Annotated in this window: 19 protein-coding genes; all 19 read left to right on the top strand. The window is 61.4% G+C overall.

Annotated features, from left to right (window positions below; translation table 11 throughout):
• Positions 1-55: 55 nt before the first annotated feature.
• The 19 genes from aceE (at position 56) to V1278_RS26580 (ending at position 26,986) form a co-directional block, all read left to right on the top strand.
• A complete protein-coding gene (gene aceE / locus V1278_RS26670; RefSeq protein ID WP_334382744.1) occupies positions 56-2,743 on the top strand; it encodes a pyruvate dehydrogenase (acetyl-transferring), homodimeric type in 2,688 nt (895 codons plus the stop codon).
• A 20-nt stretch (positions 2,744-2,763) separates the two neighbouring features.
• Positions 2,764-4,329 (top strand): dihydrolipoyllysine-residue acetyltransferase, encoded by a 1,566-nt coding sequence (locus tag V1278_RS26665; RefSeq protein ID WP_334382742.1) that lies wholly within the window; start codon positions 2,764-2,766, stop codon positions 4,327-4,329.
• 17 nt (positions 4,330-4,346) lie between these two features.
• Positions 4,347-6,095: a dihydrolipoyl dehydrogenase gene (lpdA, locus tag V1278_RS26660; protein WP_334382741.1), complete on the top strand. Its 1,749-nt coding sequence runs from the start codon at positions 4,347-4,349 to the stop codon at positions 6,093-6,095.
• 14 nt (positions 6,096-6,109) lie between these two features.
• Complete coding sequence (locus V1278_RS26655) at positions 6,110-7,084, top strand: TAXI family TRAP transporter solute-binding subunit (protein ID WP_334382740.1); 975 nt, start codon at positions 6,110-6,112, stop codon at positions 7,082-7,084.
• A gap of 27 nt (positions 7,085-7,111) precedes the next feature.
• Positions 7,112-8,482: a dicarboxylate/amino acid:cation symporter gene (locus V1278_RS26650; RefSeq protein ID WP_334368153.1), complete on the top strand. Its 1,371-nt coding sequence runs from the start codon at positions 7,112-7,114 to the stop codon at positions 8,480-8,482.
• Between the two features lie 44 nt (positions 8,483-8,526).
• On the top strand, positions 8,527-9,699 hold the full coding sequence (locus tag V1278_RS26645; RefSeq protein ID WP_334368154.1) for an acetyl-CoA C-acetyltransferase: 1,173 nt from the start codon (positions 8,527-8,529) through the stop codon (positions 9,697-9,699).
• Between the two features lie 123 nt (positions 9,700-9,822).
• Positions 9,823-10,548, top strand: a complete 726-nt coding sequence (phbB, locus tag V1278_RS26640) for an acetoacetyl-CoA reductase (protein WP_334368155.1) — start codon at positions 9,823-9,825, stop codon at positions 10,546-10,548.
• A 53-nt stretch (positions 10,549-10,601) separates the two neighbouring features.
• Complete coding sequence (locus V1278_RS26635; protein WP_334382739.1) at positions 10,602-10,988, top strand: acyl-CoA thioesterase; 387 nt, start codon at positions 10,602-10,604, stop codon at positions 10,986-10,988.
• A gap of 11 nt (positions 10,989-10,999) precedes the next feature.
• Positions 11,000-11,425, top strand: coding sequence for a TIGR01841 family phasin (gene phaP / locus V1278_RS26630; RefSeq protein WP_334368157.1), 426 nt, complete (start codon positions 11,000-11,002; stop codon positions 11,423-11,425).
• 78 nt (positions 11,426-11,503) lie between these two features.
• The gene (locus V1278_RS26625) at positions 11,504-13,780 is read left to right on the top strand and encodes an NADP-dependent malic enzyme (RefSeq protein WP_334382738.1); all 2,277 of its coding nucleotides are present in this window, start codon (positions 11,504-11,506) and stop codon (positions 13,778-13,780) included.
• Positions 13,781-13,829: 49 nt separating this feature from the next.
• Positions 13,830-15,152, top strand: coding sequence for an NAD(P)/FAD-dependent oxidoreductase (locus V1278_RS26620; protein ID WP_334368159.1), 1,323 nt, complete (start codon positions 13,830-13,832; stop codon positions 15,150-15,152).
• Positions 15,153-15,238: 86 nt separating this feature from the next.
• Positions 15,239-16,630, top strand: a complete 1,392-nt coding sequence (locus V1278_RS26615) for a cytochrome ubiquinol oxidase subunit I (protein WP_334382737.1) — start codon at positions 15,239-15,241, stop codon at positions 16,628-16,630.
• A gap of 5 nt (positions 16,631-16,635) precedes the next feature.
• The gene (locus V1278_RS26610) at positions 16,636-17,631 is read left to right on the top strand and encodes a cytochrome d ubiquinol oxidase subunit II (protein ID WP_334384263.1); all 996 of its coding nucleotides are present in this window, start codon (positions 16,636-16,638) and stop codon (positions 17,629-17,631) included.
• A gap of 188 nt (positions 17,632-17,819) precedes the next feature.
• The gene (locus tag V1278_RS26605; RefSeq protein ID WP_334382736.1) at positions 17,820-19,517 is read left to right on the top strand and encodes a sensor histidine kinase; all 1,698 of its coding nucleotides are present in this window, start codon (positions 17,820-17,822) and stop codon (positions 19,515-19,517) included.
• On the top strand, positions 19,507-20,883 hold the full coding sequence (locus V1278_RS26600) for a sigma-54-dependent transcriptional regulator (protein ID WP_334382735.1): 1,377 nt from the start codon (positions 19,507-19,509) through the stop codon (positions 20,881-20,883). The genes V1278_RS26605 and V1278_RS26600 overlap by 11 nt, the downstream gene beginning before the upstream one ends.
• 166 nt (positions 20,884-21,049) lie before the next feature.
• Entirely contained in the window at positions 21,050-22,768 is a 1,719-nt protein-coding gene (locus tag V1278_RS26595) for a PHA/PHB synthase family protein (protein WP_334382734.1), read from the top strand.
• 1,649 nt (positions 22,769-24,417) lie between these two features.
• Complete coding sequence (locus V1278_RS26590) at positions 24,418-25,677, top strand: aromatic ring-hydroxylating oxygenase subunit alpha (protein ID WP_334382733.1); 1,260 nt, start codon at positions 24,418-24,420, stop codon at positions 25,675-25,677.
• Entirely contained in the window at positions 25,677-26,171 is a 495-nt protein-coding gene (locus V1278_RS26585; RefSeq protein WP_334382732.1) for an aromatic-ring-hydroxylating dioxygenase subunit beta, read from the top strand. Before V1278_RS26590 ends, V1278_RS26585 begins: the two co-directional genes overlap by 1 nt.
• A 20-nt stretch (positions 26,172-26,191) precedes the next feature.
• Entirely contained in the window at positions 26,192-26,986 is a 795-nt protein-coding gene (locus V1278_RS26580; RefSeq protein ID WP_334382731.1) for an enoyl-CoA hydratase/isomerase family protein, read from the top strand.
• Positions 26,987-26,988: the final 2 nt, after the last annotated feature.

Genomic DNA, 26,988 nt, shown 5'->3' with positions numbered 1-26,988 from the left:
GAACGCAATGAGCGTTGACGCTTGACTTCGGCTTGGCATGCAAAGGGAGAGGGTAATGAAGGTCGCGGACGCGCAAGATCTGGATCCGCAGGAAACCCGGGAGTGGCTGGATGCCTTGTCGGCAGTCCGAGGACATCGCGGCAATGAACGAGCCGAGTTCGTCGTCAATACGATGCTCGACGCCGCACGCCGTGGCGGGCTTCAGGTAGAGCAGTCGCTGACAACGCCCTACTGCAACACGATCCCGCCGCATCAGCAGCCGGCGCTGCCGGGCGATCGCGCGATCGAGCACAAGCTTCGCTCGATCATCCGGTGGAATGCTCTCGCCATCGTTCTGCGCGCCAACAAGGAAAGCTCGGAGCTTGGCGGTCATATCGCGAGCTTTCAATCAGCGGCCACACTCTACGACATCGGATTCGGCCATTTCTGGCACGCGCCGACGGACGCGCATGGCGGCGATCTGATTTTTGTTCAGGGTCATTGCTCGCCCGGAATCTACGCGCGCGCCTTCCTCGAGGGACGGTTGAGCGAGGAGCAACTCCTCGGCTTCAGGCAGGAGACCAGCGGCAGGGGCTTGTCGAGCTATCCGCACCCATGGCTCATGCCGGACTTCTGGCAGTTCCCGACGGTGTCGATGGGGCTGGGACCGCTGCTGGCGATCTATCAGGCGCGGTTCCTGAAGTACCTTCAGAACCACAAGCTGGCCGAGACATCGAACCGCAAGGTCTGGGCCTTCATGGGCGACGGCGAGACGGACGAGCCGGAATCGCTCGGCGCGATTGCGCTCGCTGGACGCGAAAATCTCGACAATCTGATCTTCGTCATCAACTGCAACCTCCAGCGGCTCGACGGGCCCGTTCGCGGCAATGGCAAGATCGTTCAGGAGCTCGAAAGCGTTTTCCGGGGTGCCGGGTGGAACGTCATCAAGGTGCTGTGGGGCTCGGGCTGGGATCGCCTGCTCGAAAAGGACAAGAGCGGATTGCTGCTGAAGCGCATGGAGGAGTGCGTCGACGGCGAATACCAGGATTTCAAGAGCAAGAGCGGCGCCTATATCCGCGAGCACTTCTTCGGCAAGTACGAGGAACTGAAGCAGCTCGTCGCCGACATGAGCGACGACGAGATCTGGAAGCTCGCGCGCGGCGGCCACGATCCGGAGAAGGTGTTTGCGGCTTATGCGGCGGCGGTGAAGCACAAGGGCCAGCCGACGGTCATCCTGCCGAAGACCGTCAAGGGCTACGGCATGGGCGAGTCCGGCGAAGGCCAGATGATCGCGCATCAGGCGAAGAAGATGACGCAGGACGCGCTGCGCGGCTTTCGCGATCGCTTCCAGGTCCCTGTCGCCGACGAAGACCTTGCAAAAGTCCCTTTCATCCGTCTGCCGGAAGACAGTCCGGAGATGAAGTATTTCCGGACGCAGCGCGAACGGCTCGGCGGCAGCCTGCCGCAGCGCAGGCGCAAGTCCGTGTCCCTGCAAATTCCGCCGCTGTCGACGTTCCAGCGGCTGCTCGACTCTACGGGCGACCGCGAAATCTCGACCACGATGGCGTTCGTGCAGATGCTCGGCACCCTCGTGCGCGACAAGGCGATCGGCAAGCACATCGTGCCGATCGTGCCGGACGAATCCCGTACCTTCGGTATGGAGGGCATGTTCCGCCAGCTCGGTATCTATTCGTCGGTCGGCCAGCTCTACCGGCCGCAGGACGCCGATCAGCTCATGTATTACCGCGAGGACAAGAGCGGGCAGGTTTTGCAGGAGGGCATCAACGAAGGCGGCGCGATGTCGAGCTGGATCGTTGCCGCGACGTCCTACAGCACGAACAACGTGCCGATGATCCCGTTCTATATCTACTACTCAATGTTCGGTCTGCAGCGCGTTGGTGACCTCGCCTGGCTCGCGGGCGACATGCGTGCCCGCGGATTCCTGCTCGGCGGCACCGCCGGCCGCACCACGCTCAACGGCGAAGGCTTGCAGCATGAGGACGGCCACAGCCACGTGCTTGCCGGCACCATCCCGAACTGCATCTCCTACGATCCGACTTTTGCCTATGAGGTCGTTACGATCGTGCGCGAAGGCATGCGCCGCATGTATGAGGCGCAGGAGGACGTTTACTACTACATCACCCTGATGAACGAGAACTATCCGCATCCCTCGCTCGCCGAGGCAGGCAAGGGCGCGGAGGAGGGAATTCTCAAGGGGCTGTATCTCCTGAAGACTGGCGGAGAGACGCCGAAGAAGGGACTTCGCGTCCAGCTCGTCGGCTCGGGCACGATCCTGCGCGAGGTGATCGCGGCCGCCGACCTGCTCAAGGCCGATTTCGGCGTCACCGCCGACGTCTGGAGCGCGACCAGCTTCAACGAACTGCGCCGTGACGGCATGGCCGCGGAGCGCTGGAATCTGCTGCATCCGACCGAGCCGCGCCGCAAGAGTTGGGTGGAGACGCAGCTCGAGGGACATCCCGGTCCGGTCGTGGCGTCGACCGACTACATGCGCAACTATCCCGACCAGATCCGGGAATACGTACAGGCCGCCGGCCGTCGCTACGTCGTGCTGGGCACGGACGGTTTTGGCCGCAGCGACTATCGCGTGAAGCTCCGAAAATTCTTCGAGGTCGACCGGCATTACGTCGCCGTCGCGGCGCTCAAGGCGCTTGCCGACGATGGCGCGATCAAGCCGGCGCTCGTGGCCGAGGCCATCGCCAAATATCAAATCGACTCCGGGCGTGCTGCGCCCTGGACCGTGTGAGCGGAGCCGAGGACAGAGCGATGAGTGGTCTGATCGATATCAAGGTGCCCGACATTGGTGACTTCAAGGACGTCCCCGTGATCGAGGTCTTCGTCAAGCCCGGCGACAAGGTGAAGGCCGAAGATCCGCTGGTCGCGCTGGAGTCCGACAAGGCGACCATGGAGGTGCCGTCGCCTCGCGAAGGCGTGGTGAGGTCGGTGGTCGTGAAAGTTGGCGACAAGGTCAGCGAAGGTACCGTGATCGTGCAGTTCGTGGGTGCGGGCGCGGAGCAGGCCGAGGCGCGCCCGGTCGTCAGCGCTCCGCCGTCGCCTGTCAGCGCACCAGCGGGTGTCGCGGAAGTCCGAGTTCCCGATATCGGCGACTTCAAGGATGTTCCCGTCATCGAGATATTCGTGAAGCCCGGCGACAGCGTGAAGGCGGAGGATCCGCTGATCGCGCTCGAGTCGGACAAGGCGACGATGGAAGTGCCGGCGCCGCTCGCGGGCACCGTGCGCGAGATCAAGGTCAAGACCGGTGACAAGGTCAGCGAAGGCTCGATCATCCTATCGCTCGCAACCGGGGCGGCACCTCTGCAGGCCGACATCCCTCCCGTGTCGCTGCCTGCGTCCTCGCCGGCCACCGCCGCAGGAACGGCGGTGGTCGGCGGCCTTGACGAAAAAAGCTTCGCGCTCGCCTATGCCGGTCCGGCCGTGCGCAAGCTGGCGCGTGAACTGGGTGTCGATCTCGGCAAGGTCAAGGGCTCGGGGAATCACGGCCGTATTCTGCGTGAAGACGTCGAGGCCTTCGGCAAAGGCGAGGCACCCTCTGCCAGGCCGCAAGCAGCAGCCGCAAGCGGAGGCGGCGTTGGCGGCATCGACCTTCTGCCCTGGCCGAAGATTGATTTCGCCAAATTCGGACCGGTCGAGCGCAAGGAGCTCGGCCGCATCAAGAAGATTTCCGCGGCCAATCTTCACCGCAACTGGGTCGTCATCCCGCACGTCACGACCCACGACGAGGCTGACATCACCGAGCTCGAGCAGTTTCGGGTGAAGATGAACAAGGAGCTTGAGAAGAGCGGCGTAAAACTCTCGCTCCTGCCGTTCATGGTCAAAGCCGCGGTAGCGACGCTGCAAAAATTCCCGGAATTCAATGCCAGCCTCGATGGCGACGCGCTCGTCTACAAGAACTACTGGCACATCGGCTTTGCCGCGGACACGCCGAACGGCCTGATGGTGCCTGTCATCCGCGATGCCGACAAGAAATCGGTGCCGGAAATCGCCAAGGAGATGAACGCCCTCGCCAAGCTCGCGCGCGAAGGCAAGATCAAGCCCGACCAGATGCAGGGCGGCACGTTCTCGATCTCCTCGCTCGGCGGTATCGGCGGCATCTATTTCACGCCGATCATCAACGCGCCCGAAGTTGCGATCATGGGCGTCTGCAAGGGGTACTGGAAGCAGCACTCCTCCGACGGCAAGACATCGGACTGGCGGCTGACGCTACCGCTGTCGCTGTCCTGGGATCACCGCGTCATCGATGGCGCCGCGGCGGCGCGCTTCAACGTCTACTTCGCCAGCGTGCTCGCCGATCTGCGGCGCGTGCTGTTCTGAGATCGGGGGGAAGCAGCATGGCTCAGCAGATCGAAGTGAAGGTCCCGGATATCGGTGATTTCAAGGACGTTGCCGTGATCGAGGTCATGGTGAAGCCTGGCGAGACCGTCGCGGTCGACACCAGTCTCATCATGGTCGAATCCGACAAGGCGTCGATGGAGATTCCATCCTCGCACGACGGCGTCGTGAAGGAGGTCAGGGTCAAGATCGACGACAAGGTAAGCGAGGGGTCGACCATTCTCGTGCTGGAGGCCACAGGCGCCGCTGCTGCGCCCAAGGCCGCGCCCGCGGTGCAGCCGACTGCCGCCGCTCTGCCGTCAGCAACGCCATCTGCGGCGTCTTATTCCGGCAAGGCGGATATCGAATGCGACATGCTGGTGCTGGGCGCCGGTCCCGGCGGCTACTCGGCCGCCTTCCGCGCCGCCGATCTCGGCATGCAGACCGTGCTGGTCGAGCGTTACGATACGCTCGGAGGGGTGTGTCTCAATGTCGGCTGTATCCCGAGCAAGGCGCTGTTGCATACGGCATCCGTGATCGACGAGGTCAGGCACCTCCCTGACCACGGCATTTCCTTTGGCGCGCCGCAGATCGACCTTGGCAAGCTCCGCGGATTCAAAGACGGCGTCATCAAGAAGCTGACGGGTGGCCTTGCCGGCATGGCAAAGGCCCGCAAGGTCGAAGTCGTGACCGGTGTCGGTACCTTCCTCGACCCGCATCATCTCGAAGTCATCTCGTCAGGCGGCAAGAAGACGATCAAGTTCGCCAACGCCATCATTGCCGCCGGCAGCCAGGCCGTGAAACTCCCATTCCTGCCCGATGACCCGCGTATCGTCGATTCGACCGGCGCACTGCAGCTCAAGTCCATCCCCAAGCGCATGCTGGTCATCGGTGGAGGCATCATCGGGCTCGAAATGGCGACGGTCTATTCGACCCTTGGTGCCCGGATAGATGTGGTCGAGATGCTCGACGGCCTGATGCAGGGGGCCGACCGCGATCTGGTCAAGGTCTGGGAGAAGGCGAACGCGGGCCGCTTCGAGAAAGTCATGCTGAAGACCAGGACGGCGGGCGCGAAAGCAACCGAGGCCGGGATCGAGGTGAGGTTCGAGTGCGAGCAGGCGCCCGCCGAGCCGCAGGTCTATGACCTCGTTCTCGTGTCGGTCGGCCGAAGCCCAAATGGCAAGAAGATCGGCGCCGAGAAGGCGGGAGTCGCCGTGGACGAGCGAGGTTTCATCGACGTCGACAAGCAGATGCGCACCAACGTGGCGCACATCTTCGCGATCGGCGACATCGTTGGCCAGCCGATGCTGGCGCACAAGGCCGTGCATGAAGGTCATGTCGCCGCCGAAGTGGCGCACGGCGAAAAATCATTCTTCGACGCGCGGCAGATTCCTTCGGTGGCCTACACCGATCCCGAAGTCGCCTGGGCCGGCAAGACCGAGGAGCAGTGCAAGGCTGAGGGCATCAAGGTCGGCAAGGCGGTCTTCCCATGGGCAGCCTCCGGCCGCGCCATCGCCAATGGTCGCGACGAGGGTTTTACCAAGCTGCTGTTCGACACGACGACGCACCGCGTCATCGGCGGCGGCATCGTCGGGACGCATGCCGGCGATCTCATCAGCGAGATCTGCCTTGCGATTGAGATGGGCTGCGAGCCCGCAGATATCGGCAAGACCATCCATCCGCATCCGACACTTGGAGAATCTATCGGCATGGCGGCTGAGGTGTTCGAGGGCCACTGCACGGATCTTCCGCCGCAGAAGAAAAAGTGACGCTGGAGACAGTCATGGTTTCAAGAGCGTGGCGAGTTCTTGTCCTTCTCGCATTGGTTCTGCTTCCGCCCAAACTGGCGTCGGCGGCGGAGGCGCATTGGCCCCAGGTGCTTACTCTCGGCACCGCGTCGGAAGGCGGCACTTACTACGTCTATGGCGAAGGGTTGGCTCGATTGCTCTCGCGAGAACTCGGCATCGCGGTGGTGGCGCGACCGACGGGTGGCCCGGTTGATAATATCAAGCTGCTTGAGGCCGGTGAAATTCAACTGGCCTTCGTCACACAAGGCGTGGCGCTGCAGGCATGGAACGCCAACGCTGCCTGGACCGACGGGCGGCAATACCGAAACATGCGCGCCATGTTCGCGATGTACGATACGCCCTTTCAGTTTCAGGTGCTCAGTGACTCGCCGATTCAATCGTTTGCCGATTTCGCGGGCAAACGTATCGGTGTCGGGCCCGAGGGCGGCACCACCGCCGCCTACTTTCCCGAGTTCCTCAAGGCGCTGAAGATCGAGGCCACCCTGGTTCACGGCGATTGGGCGGAGCTTGCGGAGAAGTCGGTGGCGCGAAGCATCGATGCGCTCGCGGTCGGCGCCGGCGTACCGGCTCCATTCCTTATTGATATCGAGCGAAAGGCGAAGGTGCGCTACCTCCCTCTCACGCGGCAGGAGATCGCAACGCTGCGCCTGGCAATGCCGGAACTCTCCGCATCCGTTGTCGCAGCGGGTTCGTATCCTACCTTGCGGCGCCGTTACGACACGGTCGGCCTGTTCAATTTTGCCGTTGCGCACAAGGATCTACCGGACGATCTGGTCACAGCCATCGTCAACACCGTGTTCGCCAATCACGAGCAGATGATCGAACTTCATCCGGCGGCGGCGGAAACGATCCCCTCGAACATCACGCGCAACAATTTCATTCCGCTGCATGGCGGCGCGGTCAGTTGGTATCGCAGCAGGGTTATGCCTGGCGTTGCGCATTCGGACTGAGAAATAATCTTTGAGAAGGAATGAGGCATGGAAACAGCAGCAGCAATGACGGACGGTCACCATTCCGTAAAATGGTATCAGCACCTCTATGTGCAGGTTCTGGCTGCAATCACATGCGGCATATTGCTTGGCCATTTTTATCCTCATCTTGGCGAGCAGATGAAGCCGCTCGGCGATGCGTTCATCAAATGCATCAAGATGATCATCGCCCCCATCATCTTCTTCACGGTTGTGCACGGTATTGCCAGCATGCGCGACATGAAGAAGGTTGGACGCGTTGGTTTGAAGGCATTGATCTATTTCGAAGTGCTGACGACGGCTGCGCTGATAATCGGACTTATCGTTATCAATCTGTGGAAGCCCGGCGCCGGCATGAACGTCGACCTGTCGACCGTCGACACAAAATCGATCGCGGCCTTCACCGCAAAAGCGAAGGAGCAGGGCACGGTCCAGTTCCTGATGGACATTATTCCGTCGACGGTCGTCGGCGCTTTTGCCCAAGGTGAAATCTTGCAGGTGTTGTTCTTTGCAATCCTGTTTGCATTTGGTTTGCAAGCTCTCGGTCAGCACGGTGAGGGCGTGCTGCGGCTGATTGATGTCGTGAGCCACGTGTTCTTCAGGATCGTAGGCTACATCATGAAAGTTGCGCCGATCGGTGCGTTCGGCGCAATGGCGTTCACGATCGGCAAGTATGGCGTGGCGACGCTGGTTTCGCTGGCCAACTTCATGCTGGCGTTTTACGTCACGTGCTTGTTGTTCGTCTTCGCCGTGCTCGGCGCCGTTGCTGCCCTTAGCGGCTTTTCGATCTTCAAGTTCATCCGTTACATCAAGGAAGAACTTTTGATCGTGCTCGGCACTTCGTCGTCGGAATCAGTGCTGCCGCGCATGATCGCCAAGACTGAAAATCTTGGCTGCGAAAAGTCGGTCGTCGGTCTGGTCATTCCTACCGGCTACTCGTTCAACCTCGATGGCACCTGTATTTACCTGACAATGGCCGCGATCTTTCTGGCGCAGGCGACCAACACGCCCCTGACGATCTGGCAAGAGCTCGGCATCATTGGCGTTCTGCTTCTGACATCCAAGGGCGCCGCCGGCGTCACGGGATCCGGCTTCATCGTTCTGGCCGCAACACTTGCATCCGTCGGGACGATTCCGGTCGCGAGCATCGCCTTGATCCTTGGCATTGACCGCTTCATGTCGGAGGCGCGCGCGCTCACCAACCTCATCGGAAATGGCGTTGCGACAGTCGTCGTCGCCAAATGGGAAGGGGCGCTCGATGAAAAAATGCTTCATCGGCGTCTGAACCAGGAGAGCGATGTCGAAGCTGATGATCCGGAGTCAGTGAAGATTGCGGATGACGAGATCGAGGCGGGCGCGCCCCGTCCAGTCATTGCTTGACGTTGAAAACCGAAGTGCAGGGAACGCTGAACGAGGAGTTGATCATGACTGAAGTGGTAATTGTGTCTGCCGCGCGAACGCCGGTTGGCTCCTTCAACGGAGCGTTTGGGTCGCTGTCTGCCCACGAACTCGGGGCCGTGGCGATCAAGGGAGCGCTCGAACGTGCCAAGGTCTCGCCGGCAGAAGTCGATGAAGTGATCCTCGGCCAGGTGCTGGCCGGCGGCGAGGGACAGAATCCCGCTCGGCAGGCCGCCATGGCGGCCGGCATTCCGCAGGAGAAGACCGCGTGGGGCATGAACCAGCTTTGCGGTTCGGGCCTGCGCTCGGTCGCGCTCGGCTTGCAGCAGATTGCCAACGGCGATGCCAAGGTCATCGTCGCCGGCGGCATGGAGTCGATGTCGATGGCGCCGCATCTGTCGCACATGCGGGGCGGCACCAAGATGGGCGACGTCAAGTTCGTCGACTCCATGCTGAAGGACGGCTTGATGGATGCATTCCACGGCTATCACATGGGAGTGACGGCCGAGAATATTGCCACCAAGTGGCAGATATCTCGTGAGGAGCAGGACGCGTTCGCCACCAGCTCGCAGAACAAGGCCGAAGATGCGCAGAAGGCCGGTAGGTTCAAGGACGAGATCGTTTCCGTCACTGTCAAAACCAGAAAGGGCGACGTCGTCGTCGACCAGGATGAGTATATCCGCGCGGGCACAACGCTCGACGCGCTCGCGAAGCTGAAGCCCGCCTTCAACAAGGAAGGCTCGGTGACCGCGGGCAATGCGTCCGGTTTGAACGACGGTGCGGCTGCGCTGGTGCTGATGAGCGCTGACGAAGCCAAAAAGCGCGGGCTCACGCCGCTGGCAAAGATTGTCTCCTGGGCGACGGCTGGCGTCGATCCAGCGGTGATGGGGTCGGGGCCAATCCCGGCTTCGCGCAAGGCGCTTGAAAAGGCCGGCTGGAAAGTAAGGGATCTCGATCTCGTCGAGGCCAACGAGGCCTTTGCGGCGCAGGCAATCGCCGTCAACAAGGACATGGGCTGGGATCCCGCGATCGTGAATGTGAACGGTGGCGCCATCGCCATCGGCCATCCGATCGGTGCGTCCGGCGCACGCGTTCTGACGACGCTTCTGTTCGAGATGCAGAAGCGTGATGCGAAGAAGGGCCTTGCGACGCTGTGCATCGGCGGCGGCATGGGTGTCGCCCTGACAGTCGAGCGCTAGGCCGGCAGCCGTTTTACGGGCTCCAAACAAAGCAAACGCGGATGGCACCAGCCGTCCGCGAAGGACCGAGGCTCGCAAGAGCCGGCGAATACAACACGAACCGATTAGGATCAGGAGGGAACGATGTCCAGGGTTGCGGTGGTTACCGGCGGTACGCGCGGCATAGGTGAGGCAATCTCGGTTGGGCTCAAGGCGGCCGGCTACAAGGTGGCTGCGAGCTATGCCGGCAATGACGAGGCGGCGGCGAAGTTCAAGAAGGAGACCGGCATCAACGTCTACAAATGGGACGTGTCGAGCTACGACGCCTGCGTCGCGGGATTGAAGCAGGTCGAAGCCGAACTGGGGCCGGTGGAGGTGCTGGTCAACAACGCCGGCATCACCAAGGACGGCATGTTCCACAAGATGACTCCGGAGCAGTGGTACGGCGTCATCAACACCAACCTGAATTCGCTGTTCAACATGACGCGGCCGGTGTGGGAAGGCATGCGCGAGCGCAAGTTCGGCCGCGTGATCTGCATCTCCTCGATCAACGGCCAGAAGGGCCAGATGGGCCAGGTTAATTATTCCGCCGCCAAGGCGGGAGACATCGGCTTCGTGAAGGCGCTGGCACAGGAGGGGGCACGCGCCGGCATCACCGTCAACACGATTTGTCCCGGCTATATTGCGACCGAAATGGTCAAGGCGATCAACCCGGACGTCGTGGCCAAGAATATCCTGCCGCAGATCCCGGTCGGCCGTTTGGGCGAACCGCACGAGATCGCGCGAGCCGTCGTGTTCCTGGCATCGGATGATGCCGGCTTCATCACGGGCTCGACGATTTCAGCCAATGGCGGCCAGCACATGAACTGAGCCCCGCCATGTCGATCCAGCCACGAGGGGACCTTACGACACGGACGCTGGCCATGCCCGCGGATGCAAATCCGAGCGGCGATATCTTCGGCGGCTGGGTGCTTTCCCAGATGGACATCGCCGGCGGCATCCATGCCGGTCAACGCGCGCAACGGCGCGTTGCGACGGTGGCGATCGAGGCGATGCATTTCATCAAGCCGGTGCATGTCGGGGATGTCTTGTGCGTCTACGCGGCGTCCGAGCGTGTCGGGCGTACCTCGGTGGCGATCCGCCTCGAGGCCTGGGCGCTGCGCCGACGGCTCGGTGATCGCGTCAAGGTGACCGAAGGCATCTTCACGTTCGTCGCACTGGATGCCGAGGGGCGGCCGGCACCGATCGCCTCCGCTCGACAAGTGGAAGCATCGCAATTTCAAACCCCAGACCGCAGCAGCGATCAATGAAGGAGAGAGAAATGTCCGACAACAGATCGAAGCCAAACGACCTTGATTGGGGCCTCGCCGAGTTCGACTTCGCCAAGCTCATCGAATCCTGTCGCATCAGCGGCATCGACATGATGCCGTCGATGGACATGGAGAAGAAGTGCATCGACGCTCTCGTCGAGGTCAATCGCTCGGCATACGACAGTTGGCGAAATCTGATGGCGCGACAAGCCGAGGTGTTCCAGGAGACCATGAAGGCTATCGCTGTCGAGGTGAACGACGAATCTGTTGCGGGACGACGCGCTGAAATCGCCAGGCAAGGGTTCGAAAAAGCGATCGCCAACATGCGCCAGCTCGTCGAGGCGTCGACGGAGTCGCAGAAACAAACGATCGAAATATTGCGCCGGCGTTTCGAGGACGGAATGGCGAGCATGCGCACACGTGACGGAAGTGCCTGAGGCCTGCCGACCGCACAAGAGTAGGAGAGGGGCGGTTGCATCCGCCTCCCAAACAAAGAAGTAAAATCGGGGAATACGATGAACCAGGATCTGAGGGAAGCCGCACTCGAATATCACCGCCTGCCGAGGCCGGGAAAGATTTCCGTGGTGCCGACCACGGCCATGGCGACGCAACGCGATCTGTCGCTGGCCTATTCGCCGGGCGTGGCGGAGCCTTGCCTGGTCATCGCCAAGGACCCGTTGCAGGCCGATGAGCTGACCGCACGCAGCAATCTCGTGGCTGTCGTCACCAACGGCACCGCCGTGCTTGGTCTCGGCAATATCGGCGCGCTGGCCGGCAAGCCGGTGATGGAAGGCAAGGCGTGCCTGTTCAAGAAGTTCGCCGGAATCGACGTATTCGACATCGAACTTGCCGAAGAGGATCCTGACGCCCTGATCGAGACCATCGCCAGGATGGAGCCGACCTTCGGCGGCATCAACCTGGAGGACATCAAGGCGCCGGAATGCTTCTACATCGAGCAGAAGCTCCGCACCCGAATGAAGATTCCGGTGTTTCACGACGACCAGCACGGCACCGCGATTATCGCCGCCGCGGCAATCCTGAACGGCCTGAAGCTGGTCAAGAAGGACATTGCCGAGGTCAAGCTGGTCTGCTCCGGCGCCGGCGCAGCGGCGCTGGCCTGTCTTGATCTCATTGTCAGCCTTGGCCTGCGGCACGACCGTATCATCGTGACCGACGCAAAAGGCGTCGTCTATGCGGGCCGCACCGAGGGTATGGACGACAACAAGGCGCGCTATGCGGTGAAAACGGATGCGCGAAAGCTGGACGAGATCATTCAGGACGCGGATATCTTCCTCGGCTTGTCGGCCGGCAATGTGCTGACGCCCGACATGGTCAAGAAGATGGCGCGAGATCCCCTGATCTTCGCCATGGCCAACCCGATCCCGGAGATCATGCCCGAAGAAGCGCTGGCGGTTCGTCCGGATGCGATCATCGGCACGGGGCGTTCGGACTACCCCAACCAGATCAATAACGTGCTGTGTTTTCCGTTCATCTTCCGGGGTGCGCTCGACTGCGGAGCGACAACGATCAACGAGGAAATGAAGCTTGCCACCGTCCGTGCGCTGGCGGATCTGGCCATGACGGAAGTGCCCGAGGTGGTGGCCGCTGCGTATAAGGGGGAGAAGCTTCGATTCGGCCGCGACTATCTCATTCCAAAGCCGCTCGACCCGCGGCTCATCGAGGTCGTCGCGCCGGCAGTGGCCAAGGCTGCGGCCAACAGCGGAGTCGCCAAGCGTCCGATCGCTGACATGGAAGCCTATCGCCAGCAGCTCAGCCGTTTCGTCTATCAGTCCGGCAACGCGATGCAGCCGGTCTTCTCGGTGGCGAAGGGAAGCGGCAAGTCGCTGCTTCTGGCGGAGGGCGAGGACGAGCGCGTGCTGCGCGCTGCCCAGGTGGTCGTTGACGAGAGGATCGCGCGGCCCTTGCTGGTTGGCCGGCCGTCAACGATCGAGGAGCGGATCAAGTCGTTCGATCTCCGGCTGAGGCCGGGCATGGACTGTGACATCATCGATCCGCATGATGCGGAGATCTACTCCAAATGCGCGGAAGTGTACCACGCGCGCAGAAAGCGCGACGGCGTATCGGCTGGTCTCGCTCTCTCGGAGACCCGAAGCAATGCGACCGTGCTCGCCTCGCTCCTTCTTGCAAGGGGAGTTGGCGATGCGATGTTGTGCGGTGTCATCGGCAGGACATCCGACCATCTGACCGCCATCCGCAATGTGATCGGCACCCGCGATGATGCGCGGACCCTTGCCGTGATGCAGATGCTCATTCTGCAACAGCATCAGCTTTTCATTTGTGACACTCATTGCCACCTTAATCCGACCGCCGAGCAGGTCGCCGACATCGCCTTGCTGGCGGCGGCGGAGGTCAGGCGGTTTGGCATTACGCCGAGGGTGGCGTTGTTGTCGCATTCGAGCTTCGGCAGCTCGGCTGCGCCGGAAGCGAACAAGATGCGGGAGGCGCGGACAATCATTCGCGAGCGATCGCCCGATTTAGTCTTAGAGGGCGAGATGCGCGGAGACGCGGCGCTTTCGCCGTCCGTGCTCCACCACGAGTTTCCGGATTCTGGTTTCGAGGGACCTGCGAACGTGCTGGTGATGCCCAATCTCGACGCCGCCAATATCTCCTACAATCTGCTCAGGATGGCGGCGGGCCAGGGGCTGACGGTTGGCGGCATCCTGCTCGGAGCAGCAAAGCCGGCCCACATTCTCACGCCATCGTCCACTGTGCGGCGGATCGTGAACATGGCGGCTGTCGCGGTCGCAGACGCAGTCTCCGATCGAGCCTGATCGGGAGGCGCATTTGGGCGGGTAGTGAACTCGATCGGTCGAGGCCATCATGGGTAAGCCGCGTTTGGGAAAGCCCCGGATCGTCATCGTCGGCGGCGGAGCCGGCGGACTGGAGCTTGCGACCCGCCTGGGGGACAAATACGGGCGCAAGGGCAAGCTCGATATCACGCTGATCGAACGCAACCGCACGCATGTGTGGAAGCCAAAGCTGCACGAGATTGCCGCCGGCAGCATGGACATCTCCGCCCACGAGGTCGACTACCTCGCGCAGTCCTACTGGCACGGCTTCCGCTACCGTATCGGCGACATGATCGGGATCGATCGCGACCGCCGTCAGGTGCAGGTGGCGCCGTATTTTGACACCGAAGGTCGCGAAGTTACACCGAAGCGGACCTTTGATTATGACGTGCTGGTCGTCGCCGTCGGCAGCCAGAACAACGACTTTGGCACGCCCGGCGTCGCGGACCACGCGATCAAGCTTGAATCGCAGGCGGACGCGAGGCGGTTCCACGAACGAATGGTCAATGCCTGCATCCGCGCGCATGCCCAATCGTCGCCCTTGGGTGCGCACCAGCTGAAGGTCGCGATCATCGGGGCCGGTGCGACGGGCGTCGAACTTGCGGCCGAGCTCCACAGAACGACGCGTGAAGTGGTGGCGTATGGCCTTGATCAGGTCGATCCTCAGAAGGACATCAGGATCACGCTGATCGAAGCCGCCGACCGGGTGCTTCCCGCACTGCCCGAGCGGGTGTCGAAAGAGACGGAGAAGCTGCTCGGCAGGCTAGGCGTCGATCTGCTGCTCGGCGCCAAGGTTTCCGAGATCGGCTCCGACCGTGTGAACCTGACGGACGGCCGGACGATCCCCGCCGAATTGATCGTCTGGGCTGCAGGAGTGAAGGCGCCCGATTTCCTGAAAGATATCGCCGGCCTCGAAACCAACCGCATCAATCAGCTCGTCGTTCGGCCAACGCTGCAAACGACGCACGACGACGGCATCTTTGCAATCGGCGACTGCGCTGCCTGCTCATGGGGCGAGCGCGGCAACGTGCCGCCGCGCGCGCAGGCGGCCCACCAGCAGGCCTCGCATCTTTATTCCCAGATTCCGCGCTATCTGCAAGGCGAGCCGATCAAGGACTACAAGTATAGAGACTTCGGCTCTCTGGTGTCGCTCGGCGAATTCAGCACCGTCGGTTCGATGATGGGAGCGCTGGTGGGCGGCAACCTGGTGTTCGCGGGCATCTTCGCAAGGATGATGTACCTGTCTCTCTACAAGATGCACGAACACGCGCTGCACGGTTCGGTGAAGGTTGCGCTCGACACGCTGGCACGCCTGATCACCCGGCGCACCGAGCCGCATGTGAAGCTTCATTGATATCGGGTCGCGGGGAGGGATGCCGTGCCGGTCGATGCAAGCTTGAGTGATGCGAAGGTGCTGCGCCGAACCCGGAGGGGATGCTGATGGACGTTGTGTTTCTTGCGCGTATCCAGTTCGCCGCCAATATCACGTTCCACATTCTGTTCCCCTCGATTTCGATCGCGTTGGGGTGGGTTCTGCTGTTTTTTCGCCTGAAGCACCTGCGCGCGACCGATCTGCAGCAGAAGCTGGATTGGCTGCGTGCCTACCGGCTTTGGACAAAAGTATTCGCCCTGACGTTTGCGCTCGGGGTCGTCAGCGGCGTCACCATGAGTTTTCAGTTCGGCACCAACTGGCCGGGCTACATGGAGCGCGTCGGGAATATCGCCGGCCCATTGCTCGGCTATGAAGTGCTGACCGCATTCTTTCTGGAAGCGGGTTTTCTCGGCGTGATGCTGTTCGGCCACCGCCGCGTCGGCGAGATGGTTCACCTCGGATCGACCTTTCTGGTCGCCCTCGGTACGCTGCTGAGCGCGTTCTGGATCCTTGCCCTAAATTCCTGGATGCAGACGCCGGCGGGATACGAAATCATCGATGGCCAGTTTCACGCCAGGAACTGGCTGGAAATCATCTTCAATCCGTCCTTCCCGTATCGCCTGGTCCACATGGTGCTTGCGTCCGCGCTGACCTGCGCGTTCCTGCTCATCGGGATCAGCGGCTGGCAACTTCTGAAGGGCATCGCGACGGAGAGCGCATCACGCGTGCTGCGGACCGGGCTCGTTTTCGCTGCCCTGGCCACGCCCGCACAGATGGTGGCCGGCGACCTTCATGGGCTCAATACACTTAAATATCAGCCGCAGAAGATCGCAGCGATGGAAGGTGTCTGGGAAACAACGCGGGGAGCGCCGCTTCTCCTGTTCGCGATCCCGGACGACGTAACGAGATCAAATCGTTTCGAGCTGGCCATACCAAAACTCGCGAGCCTGATCCTCCGGCACGACGCTGACGGCGAAGTCAAGGGACTGAACGAGTTTCCATCGGCCCATCCGCCGGTCTTTCCGGTGTTCTGGTGCTTCCGGATCATGGTGGGGATCGGCATCCTGATGCTGCTGGTGAGCTGGATCGGCCTGTGGAGACATTGGCGAGATGGCTGGGATTTTGGCCGGATGCCGCGGCCCATGCTCAAGTTGTTCGCCGTGATGACCTTTGCCGGCTGGGTCGCGACCATTGCCGGATGGTACGTCACGGAGATCGGACGCCAACCCTTCATCGTTTCCGGCCTCATTCGAACGAGCGACGTCGCCTCGCGTGTCCCGTCGTCGAGCATTGCCCTGACGCTCGGTATCTATATTGCGCTCTATGTCGCCTTGCTCGTCGCCTATGTCGGCGTTCTGAAATACATGGCGGAGACGGCGGACAAACCGAAGGGCGTGATCGGTTCGGAGGACCTCGCTGGCGGCCCGCGCCAGTATCAGCGCGAGGGAGAGTTCGCATGACCTCGATGTCTTTCGACGAACTGCTTCCGCTGATCTTCATCGGGCTGATGGGCGTCTCGCTGCTCGTCTACGTCGTGAGCGACGGATACGACCTTGGGGTCGGCATGTTGATGCATCGAGCGACGCCTGACGAGCGAGATACCATGATCGCCTCCATCGGCCCGTTCTGGGACGCCAATGAAACCTGGCTGGTGCTCGGCGTCGGCCTTCTTTTGGTTGCCTTTCCGAAGGCGCATGGGCTGGTGCTGTCGGAACTGTATCTGCCGACCGCGCTCATGCTGGTTGGCCTGATCCTGCGCGGCGCCGCCTTTGATTTCAGGGTCAAGGCAAAGGCCGACCGCAAGGCGATGTGGGACCGCCTGTTCATCGCGGGCTCAATGCTTGCGTCGGTGTGTCAGGGCTGGATGCTTGGCCGGTACATCAGCGGCTTCGGCGAGGGCTGGAATTATCCGATCTTTGCCGGTGCAATCGCGGTGGCGCTGCCGATGGCCTACGCGCTGCTCGGTGCCACATGGCTGGTGATGAAGACAGATGGGCAGCTCCAGGACAAGGCGATCCAATGGAGCAAGATCGCCTGGCCGCCCATGGTGCTGGGTCTGATCCTGATTTCGATGGCAACACCGTGGATCAGCGAGACCGTTCGCGTCAGGTGGTTCACCCTGCCGGCGATGATTGCGGTGGCGTCGATCCCGATCACGACGGGCATTGCGCTGCTGACGGCGCGCCTCCTGCTCGGGTCGCCGGCCGTGCGCGGTAGCCTGTGCTGGCTACCCTTCGCATTGCTGGTGTTCGTCTTCTTCCTGAGTTTCCTCGGCCTCAGCTACAGCATCTATCCCTTCGTGGTGATCGACAGGCTTACCGTCTGGCAGGCCGCCAGCAGCCCCGACTCGCTCAAGATCATCCTGGTCGGGGTTTGTGTCACGCTGCCGGTCATCATCGCCTACACCGGATTTTCCTATCGCGTATTCCGGGGCAAAACCATAGAGTTGGACTATGCCTGAGTGGTCGTCTGTTGTAGCCGACACTCCCCGGATTTGTTTTGGTTCACAGCATGACGGACCTTCCATCCCTGGTGGACGTCAAGGGGAAGCCCGAAGTCAGGTCGGCGACACCCAAGTCCACGCGTTGGCTTGTTCGCGGAACAGCCGCCCTCGCGCTGGTCGTGGCCGCTTCGTGGGTCGGATATGCAGTGTCTTTCCAGCGTGGACTGGACCATTTGCACTCTGCCGCTCAGCAGCGGCTGGCCATGGAAGCAGCCAGGCTCGACGGTCATCTCTCAAGATTTGAATATTTGCCGTCATTGCTGGAGACGTCTCCGAGCGTCTTCCAATTGCTCGGCACTCCCCAAGATGCCGCGCTGCAGCAATCGGTCAGCCTGTACTTGAAATCGATCAACCTGCTTGCAGGAGCCGACAACCTTTACGTTTTAGGTGTTTCGGGCGACGCCTTGGCGGCGGCCGATTTCGAGCAGCCAGGCACGCCGGTTGGCCGAAACCTTTCGTACCGCCCATATGTGAGCGAAGCTCTCGCCAGCGGCCGAGGGGCGTTCTTCGGTATCGGTATTACAAGCGCGCGCGCCGGCTATTATCTTTCTTATGCCCTAAAGGATGGCGGGGCGACCCGCGGGGTCGCCACAGTCAAGGTCAATCTGGATTCGTTCGAGCGTGAGTGGCGCAATGCTGAAGGCGACATTCTTCTGCTCGACGAGCGTCAGGTCCCTATACTCGCCTCCCGTGACGAGTGGCGCTATCGGCCAATGGCGCCGCTGTCGGTTCAGATGCGTGATGACATTTCTCGATCCAAACCTTACGGCAACCACGACCTGACGCCGTTCGGATGGACCGTGGTCGCGCAATCCAAAGGCGGCGCGCGTGTCACGACCGAGAGCGGAACCGCTTATGCGGTCAGCGAGCTTCCAACTAACCGAGGTCTCTGGAAGCTCGTCCTTCTCGACGACGAGGCGCCGATACGGCAGACCGCGCTGGTCATCGGTGCGATGTCGGGCCTCGCCTCCATGGTTGCGTTGCTGGCAACTGGGCTCGTGCTGCAACGCCGGAGAGAGATCAGGCAACGCCTGGCCAATCAGGCTGCGTTGCAGGCCGCGCACGACATGCTTGAGACCAGGGTGCTGGAGAGAACCGCCGAACTGCGGGCTGCACAGGATGAACTTGTCCATGCCGGCAAGCTGGCTGCGCTCGGCCAGATGTCCGCCGGCATCGTGCATGAATTGAACCAGCCATTGGCGGCCCTGCAGACTGCCGCTGACAACGCGATCTCGTACGTCGACCGCGGTTCCATCGGCGATGCCCGTGGCAATCTCACCCGGATTGGCGAATTGGTGCGTCGGCTCGGGCGCTTGACCAGCCAGCTGCGGGTCTTCGCCTACAAGTCGAGCAGCCCGCTCGATACGGTCTCCGTCGAACATGCGCTGGCTGAATGCCTCAAGATACTGGCCGGGCGTGTCAAAGAGGGAGGAGTCGATGTTGTGACGGACATCGAGGCGAATCTCTGCGTGCTCGCCGATCAGGCGCGACTTGAGCAACTGTTGTGCAACATCGTGGCGAATGCGCTGGACGCGGTGGAGAGCGTAGACCAGAAGTCCATCCAGATCCGGGCGAGGCGAGAAGACGGACAGCCCGCCCGTTGCCGCATCGCCATCAGCAACAGCGGTCCGGCAATTGCGCCCGATGTTCTCCAGCGCATGTTCGAGCCCTTTGTGACGACCAAGCCTGCAGGAAAAGGGCTCGGCCTTGGACTGATGCTCTCCAACCACATCGCGCGCTCTTTCGGCGGCGAATTGCGCGCGCGAAACCTCGGGCCATCCGGAGCCGAATTCATTGTGATCCTTCCACTAGCCGACGTAGCAGGGGCTTCGCATGGGCGATGACCAATCAATCGGCGTGATCTACGTCGAGGACGATGACGATGTCCGGATCGGCGGCGTTCAAGCCCTCGAGCTTGCGGGATTTTCGGTTTCGGGCTTTGTCTCAGTCGAAGCCGCCGATGGAGCTCTGCGCTCCGAAATGCCGTTCGTCGTGGTCTGCGACGTGCGCCTACGCGGCAAGAGCGGACTTGAGTGGCTATCGGATCTGCGCCGGCTGGATCAGGATTTGCCGGTGATCCTGATCACCGGGCACGGCGACATTTCGATGGCCGTACAGGCGATGCGTAACGGCGCCTACGACTTCATCGAGAAGCCATGCTCTTCCGAACAACTAGTTTCTGTTGTGCGTAGGGCAGTCGAAAAGAGACGGCTGACCCTCGAAGTCCGTTCGCTGAGATCCGCCTTGGCGGATCGCCAGGGCATCGAGGCAAGCCTGCTGGGCCGATCGCCGCAGATCCAGGAAGTGCGCAGGCTGGTCTCCACGCTGGCTTCGACCAATGTTGACGTCACGATCTATGGCGAGACCGGAACCGGCAAGGATGTCGTCGCGCGCTGCCTGCACAATCACAGCGCGCGACGGGGCGGACACTACGTCCCGGTTAACTGCGGGGGGCTGCCCGAGTCGCTGGTCGAGAGCGAGCTGTTCGGCCACGAGGTAGGCGCATTCACCGGCGCTACGCGTCAGAGGATCGGAAAGATCGAATACGCGAATGGCGGAACGCTGTTCCTCGACGAAATCGAAAGCATGCCGCTGAGCGTGCAGGTGAAGCTGTTAAGATCGCTGCAGGATCGATCTATCGAGCGCGTCGGCTCGAACAAGCCGATCGCCGTGGATTGCCGCGTGGTAGCGGCGAGCAAGGTGAACCTGCTCGAGTTGAGCGACAAGAAGGTTTTTCGCGCCGACCTCTACTACCGCCTGGGCGTCGCCTTTATCGAGCTGCCGCCGCTTCGGGAGCGGCGCGAGGATATTCCGTTGCTGTTCGAGCATTTCACGCTGGATGCCGCCCGAAGGTTCGAGCGTGACGCGCCGATTTTGGACGACAAGACCATGTCCGCGCTGTTGGCCTATTCGTGGCCGGGAAACGTGCGGGAGCTTCGCAACGTCGCCGATCGGTTTGTGCTTGGCGTTCTCGATAGCAGGGCGATCAACAAATCCGGCTTTGGCACATCGGATGTGTCGTTGCCTCGACAGTTGGAGAACATCGAGCGATCTATCATCGAGGACGGGCTGCGGCGCAAGCAGGGCGACGTCCAGGCAACTGCGGCTCTCCTGGGCATCCCAAAGCAGACATTGTACGACAAGATCAAGCGTCTTTCGGTGAATGTTGATGGTATCCGCGAGGGCTCAATCATTCGCTCTGGACCCTGACGATGATGAGTCAGCCAGGCGCGTCATCCCGATGGGCTTGCCGGCCGATGTCACGCGATCGCTCCGACATGCGGGCGCATGGCGTCTAACAGACGGAAGGGCGCCGGATTAGAAGCGCCCGGGGACAGGAAAACAACAAGCATCCAATTTGCAGCGAGGGTAACTGATGAATCGGCCATTCAACATGCCGGACGAATTTGTCGACGGGTTCATGAAGGCGGGCGCGAGCCTGTGGCGGTCTCTGGGGTGGATACCGGGCGCCGATGGAGATGGTACGAAGTTAACCTCCGCCCTGGGTTCGCCGGGACGCATCGCAGAGTTGCAGGCCGAGCATCTGATGCGCATGTACCAACTCACCGAGCGCGTCATCAAATCGGCCGCAGGCGTTCAGGCCGAGGCCGCACTGGAACCACCACGCGGGGATCGCAGGTTCAGCGCAACGGAATGGCGGGACAACGCGCTCTACAGTGTGCTGAAGCAGGTCTACCTGCTGAACTCGCGCTATTGCATCGATTTCGTCGAAGCGCTGGATCTGGAGGAGAAGGAAAAACACCGCCTGCGCTTCTTCACGCGCCAGCTCGTCGAGGCGATGAGCCCGACGAACTTTGTCGCCACCAATCCCGACGTCATCAAGCTGGCGACGGACACCGAAGGCCAGAGCCTCAAGGCCGGTTTCGACAATCTGATCGCAGATCTCGGGAAGGGCAATCTGACGATCACGGACGAGAGCGCGTTCGAGGTCGGAAGGGATGTCGCGGCATCCAGAGGGGCGGTCGTATTCGAGCACGATCTTTTCCAGCTCATTCAGTATGAACCGGCGACGGAGCAGGTCGCTGTGCGGCCTCTGCTGATCGTGCCACCCTGCATCAACAAGTTCTACATTCTTGACCTTCAGCCGAGCAATTCCTTCGTCCGCTTTGCGGTCGAGCACGGCCTGACGGTCTTCGTTGTTTCCTGGCGCAATCCGGATGCCTCTTGCGGGCATTTTGGATGGGATGACTACGTCGAGCATGGCGCAATGCGCGCCATCGAGATCGCCCGATCGATTTCCGGCGCCGACAAGGTCAATGTGGTCGGCTGGTGCGTTGGAGGAACCATCCTGTCATCGGCACTCGCCATTCTCCGGACGCGAGGCGATGAATCGGTCGCTAGCGTGACGTTGCTGACGACCATGCTGGATTTCCGAGAGCCTGGCGATCTCGGCGTGTTCGTGGACGAGGAGAGCGTGCGGCAGCGAGAGCAGACGATCGGAAACGGCGGCATCTACCGCGGCGCCGAACTGGGTTTCGTCTTCCAGACCCTACGTTCGAAAGAGCTGATATGGCCGAACGTGATCAACAATTACCTGAAGGGAAAGCCGCCGGAGCGTTTCGATCTTCTGTTCTGGAACGCCGACGTCACCAATCTGCCGGGACCGATGTATTGCTGGTACATCAGGAACATGTACCTGGAGAACAATCTCCGGGAGCCGAACCGGCTGACGATGTGCGGCACATCAGTCGATCTGGGGCGGGTCGATCTACCTGCCTATGTCCTGGCTACCGTCGAGGATCACATCGTGCCCTGGCGATCGGCCTATCGAACGACAGGCCTGTTCAGCGGCGACATTCGCTTTGTCCTCGGCGCGAGCGGGCATATTGCGGGCGTGATCAATCCGGCATCGAAAAACAAGCGAAGCTACTGGGTATCTGCCGATCGATGCGACGACCCGGCAACGTGGCTCGCAGGTGCGGATGAGAAGCCAGGCAGTTGGTGGAACGACTGGATCGCTTGGCTCAAGCCGTGGGCGGAAGAACAGCAGCCGGCGCGCACGCAACTCGGCAGCAACCTCTATCCGCCCGGCGAATCTGCACCCGGGCGATATGTGAAAGCGAAGGCGAGTTGACAGCAGCAATGGCGCGCATGCCTCAAAAATCGGTTGTGAGAGCGTGGTCGCTTACTCGCGCGAACATGTCAAAGCTGCAGTTTCGCCTTGGTGATACGCATCGATCTGCAGAGCAAAGAGATTTGGCGCATCCAACACGATTCGAACGTGTGACCTTGCCTTCGGAGGGTGATGCTCATTCTTCGAGCCCAGTATGGGCCGAAGCTTTCGCAAGCCTGCGGTCTGATAGCGCAATGCCAACCTCGGAATCGCCGCCCGCAGGTTTTCTTGCTCTATCACCGCCAAAACTACGATGGTGCTTGTTCTATCCTATGCGTAGCCAGACCAGCAGGTTACTTTGCACGGGATTGGTAATGAGGGTCGGAACTAGCGCGGTACTGCATGAACTCATTCGGTAATGCAATGCTGTACCGAAGAAGGCGCGGCGTCATCGAGGACGAACAAGTGATTGACCTAAGAACTTGAAATGAAAGGAAAATGCCCCAATAGTCAGCTTTGAACTGTAGTCGGCCCAAAATCAGCTATTCCAGACAAAACGATAAAGCGAAATAACATCAACATGTTAGCGCATCTATTTTGCATTGCAGCAATGATGGATTGGACCGGGACAAGCCTCATCAGCATTAAGCGTGGTCGTCTTGCGCCATGCTGTACCAAATGCTGTACCTCCCGGCTGACGCGTTCTCTTTAGCGGACAGAATTCGGCCTCTGGCGGCGTTCGGTGGCCCCAGAGAGTCGTAGTCGAATCTGCGAATCTAACGGGTTGGCTCGCAAGTGAACTTCACGCGGAACATTGGAGACGATGTCGGCGTGGCATGGTAGCTCCCGCTACCATGCCACGGGATTTTGCACGCCGAACTACGATCTTCCACGATTTCATACGCTCAATGATGGCGCTCGAGAGGGCCAAGGCGCGTGAGCCGCGAACTCAGGCGGAGCGCTTGCGTTCTGATCGAGCCGTCCGAAGCGCCAACGAGCTTCGAGAACGCTCGGCGTCGGGATGTTCGCGTAATGGGCGAGCTTTGATTGCTCTTCACATTTTTTGATAGTGTGCTGTCCGCGACAGCCCAACTGTCAGCGCCCCGCCCGCCGCGCCGGTCATCATTCATACAGTGGTCACTGCAATTCGATCGACGCGTGGTACCCGGCACGAATGGAGGATCCCAATCCGCGAAGCATGACGGCTCTCCGCGACTATGCACGGGTCCTTTTTGGCGAGGCCATCCTGGGCTGAATGTGAAGCCTTGATCGCAGGACGGCGAGAAGCTGAAACCGCCATATGGGTGCTGTTGTGCGCGGAGGGAACGGCACCCTTTGATGGCCTCTGCGAGGATAAGGCAGCGTGCCATCAGTACCGGTTCGATCGTGTTTCCTGCTGTCGGACGCTGCCTTTTTACATCACCGGGCAGCATATTGCTGTGGATGGCGGCTCGCTGTGATCCCTTCGCCTTATCGCGTTCCCGAAGCGGCTGGGCGGTCGTGCAAGGCCCTTTTTGCAGAATTAGAAATTCTCATCCTGTCCCGCGGAAGTCGGCCCAAAGGGCTTGATCGAGGCCAGCCCAGATGCTATTAGTTAAACGGTCAGTCGGATTATTATAGAAAGGCCGAGGTTCCCGAGGAGGGGGCGTAAGCGATCCAGGGAGACAGCAATGAACGTGATGCCGCGCGCGCCGCAATGGGAGGAGTTGATCCGCCCGGACCGGGTGCACGGCTCGCTCTACAGCAATCCGGCGATCTTCGAAGCCGAACTGCAAAACATCTGGTACCGCACCTGGGTCTATGTCGGCCATGAGAGCGAAGTGCCGAAGGCCAACGACTACGTCGTCAAGTCGATCGGCCCGCAATCCGTGATCATGACGCGCGACGAACAGGGCCGGATCAACCTGTTGCTCAACCGCTGCTCGCACCGCGGCAACCAGGTCTGCTCCTATGAAAAGGGCAACGCGCGCTCCTTCACCTGTCCATTTCATTCCTGGACATTCGCCAACGACGGCCGGCTGGTCGGTTACGCATTCCCGGATGGCTATGAAGGTCAGGACAAGTCGCAGCTCGCGCTGGGCCGCGTCACCCGCGTGGAATCCTATCGCGGCTTCGTATTCGGATCTTTTGCGGCCGAAGGGCCGACATTGAAGCAACATCTTGGCGGCGCCGCAGAGACCATCGATCGGCTGGTGCGCACCTCGCCGGAGGGAGAAGTCGAGATCACCGCGGGTTTCCTCAAGCACCGCGTCAAGGCGAACTGGAAGTTCATCCTGGAGAACGAGTGCGATGGCTATCATCCGGCCTTCGTGCATTCCTCGATCTTCGGCGTCGCCGACAGCGCGATCGGCAAACTCTATGGCGGCGCTTCGACCGCGCTGACGCGCGACTATGGCAACGGCCACACCGAGATCGACCTGCGTCCAGAGTTCCGCAAGCGCGACGTGCCCATGAGCTGGTTCGGCACCACGGCGGACCGGTTGCCGGATTATGCCGCGCGCATGAACGCGGCCTATGGCGACAAGCAGGCGCGCGAGATCATGATCGACGGCACGCCGCATGTCATGATCTTCCCGAACCTGTTCATCGCCGAAATCCAGATGTTCGTGATCCAGCCACTCGCCGTCGACGACAGCGTGCAGCATGTCACCGCGCTGCAGTTCAAGGGCGCGGCGGACCTGAACCGCCGCCTGCGGCAGCAGACCATGGGCTCTGTCGGCCCGGCCGGCTTCCTCTTGGCCGACGATTCCGAAATGTACGAGCGCTGCCATCGCGGCGTACTGGCGCGCAATCCGGAATGGATCTACCTCGGCCGCGGCGAGAAGCGCGAGCGAACCGATGAGCTCGGCTACACGGTGGGCCACGTCACCGACGAGATTCCCTCGCGCGGAATCTGGCGTCACTATCGCGATCTGATGGAGGCGCGGTAATGCTGTCGCGCGAGAGCAGCGTCACGCTGCTGAATGCCGTCACCGCCTTCATCTACAAGGAGGCGCGTTTTCAGGACGAGCATCAATACGAGGCCTGGGAAGCGCTGTGGACCGACGACGGCATCTACTGGGTGCCGGCCAACGGCACCGACATCGATCCGGAAAAAGAGATGTCGATCATCTACGACAACCGTTCGCGCATCGCCTTGCGCGTCAGGCAGTTGATGACCGGCAAGCATCACACCCAGACGCCGCAATCGCGGCTGCGGCGGCTTGTGTCCAACATCGAACTTCTGGACGGGCAGCCGGGCGGCGACATAGCGGTCACCAGCAACAGCATGATTTTCGAATCGAGTCTGCGCGACGACACGGTGTGGGCCGCGCGTAACGAGTACCGTCTGCGCCATGTCGAAGGCGAATTGCGGATGGCCTACAAGAAGGTGGTTCTGGTCAACAACGAGAAAGCGCTGTTCACGCTTTCCTTCCTGATTTGATCTTTGGGGGGACGCCCGTAATGACCGACAAGGCCCCGGTTCTGCTCGATATCGCCGACGGCATCGCGAGGCTGCGGCTAAACCGGCCGGATGCGGCGAACGGCATGAGCGCCGAACTGTTGAGCGCGCTGTGCGATGCCATCATGACCTGTCACGGTCATCCGGATCTGCGCGTGGTGCTGTTGACAGGCGAGGGCGCCAATTTCTGCGCGGGCGGCGACGTTCGCGCCTTTGCCTCGAAAGGCGAAAAGCTGCCGGACTATATCCGCCAGGCGACGGCCTATCTGCAGAACGCGGTAACGGGCCTGCTGCGGCTGGAGGCGCCGGTGATCACATCCGTGCAGGGATTTGCCGCCGGCGGCGGCGGCTTTGGCCTCGTCTGCGCATCCGACATCGTGATCGCGGCGGAATCGGCAAAATTTTTGGCCGGCGCGACGCGCGTGGCGATGGCGCCCGACGCCGGCGTGTCGGTGACGCTGTCCCGGCTGGTCGGCCTGCGCCGCGCGATGTCGATCCTGTTGACCAATCCCGTGATCTCGGCGGCGGAAGCGCTCGACATGGGGATCGTCAACAAGGTCGTGCCAGATGCAGAACTTGCGAGCGCCTCGCTGGCCCTCGCGCAAGAACTTGCGGCTGGCGCGCCGAAGGCGCTGGCCGCGACCAAGCGCCTGGTCTGGGCCGGAACCGGCACCAGCATCGAACAATGTCTTTCGGAGGAGGCGCGCACGGTCGCCGAGCTTTCCGGCATGGCCGACGCCCGCGAAGGCCTTGCCGCCGTGATCGAGCGGCGCAAGCCAAAGTTTACGGGACGCTAGCA

The sequence above is a fragment of the Bradyrhizobium sp. AZCC 1577 genome (assembly GCF_036924575.1).
Taxonomy (GTDB): domain Bacteria; phylum Pseudomonadota; class Alphaproteobacteria; order Rhizobiales; family Xanthobacteraceae; genus Bradyrhizobium.
Note: the sequence above shows the minus strand (reverse complement) of the source record. Positions and strands in the feature narration are given on the sequence as shown.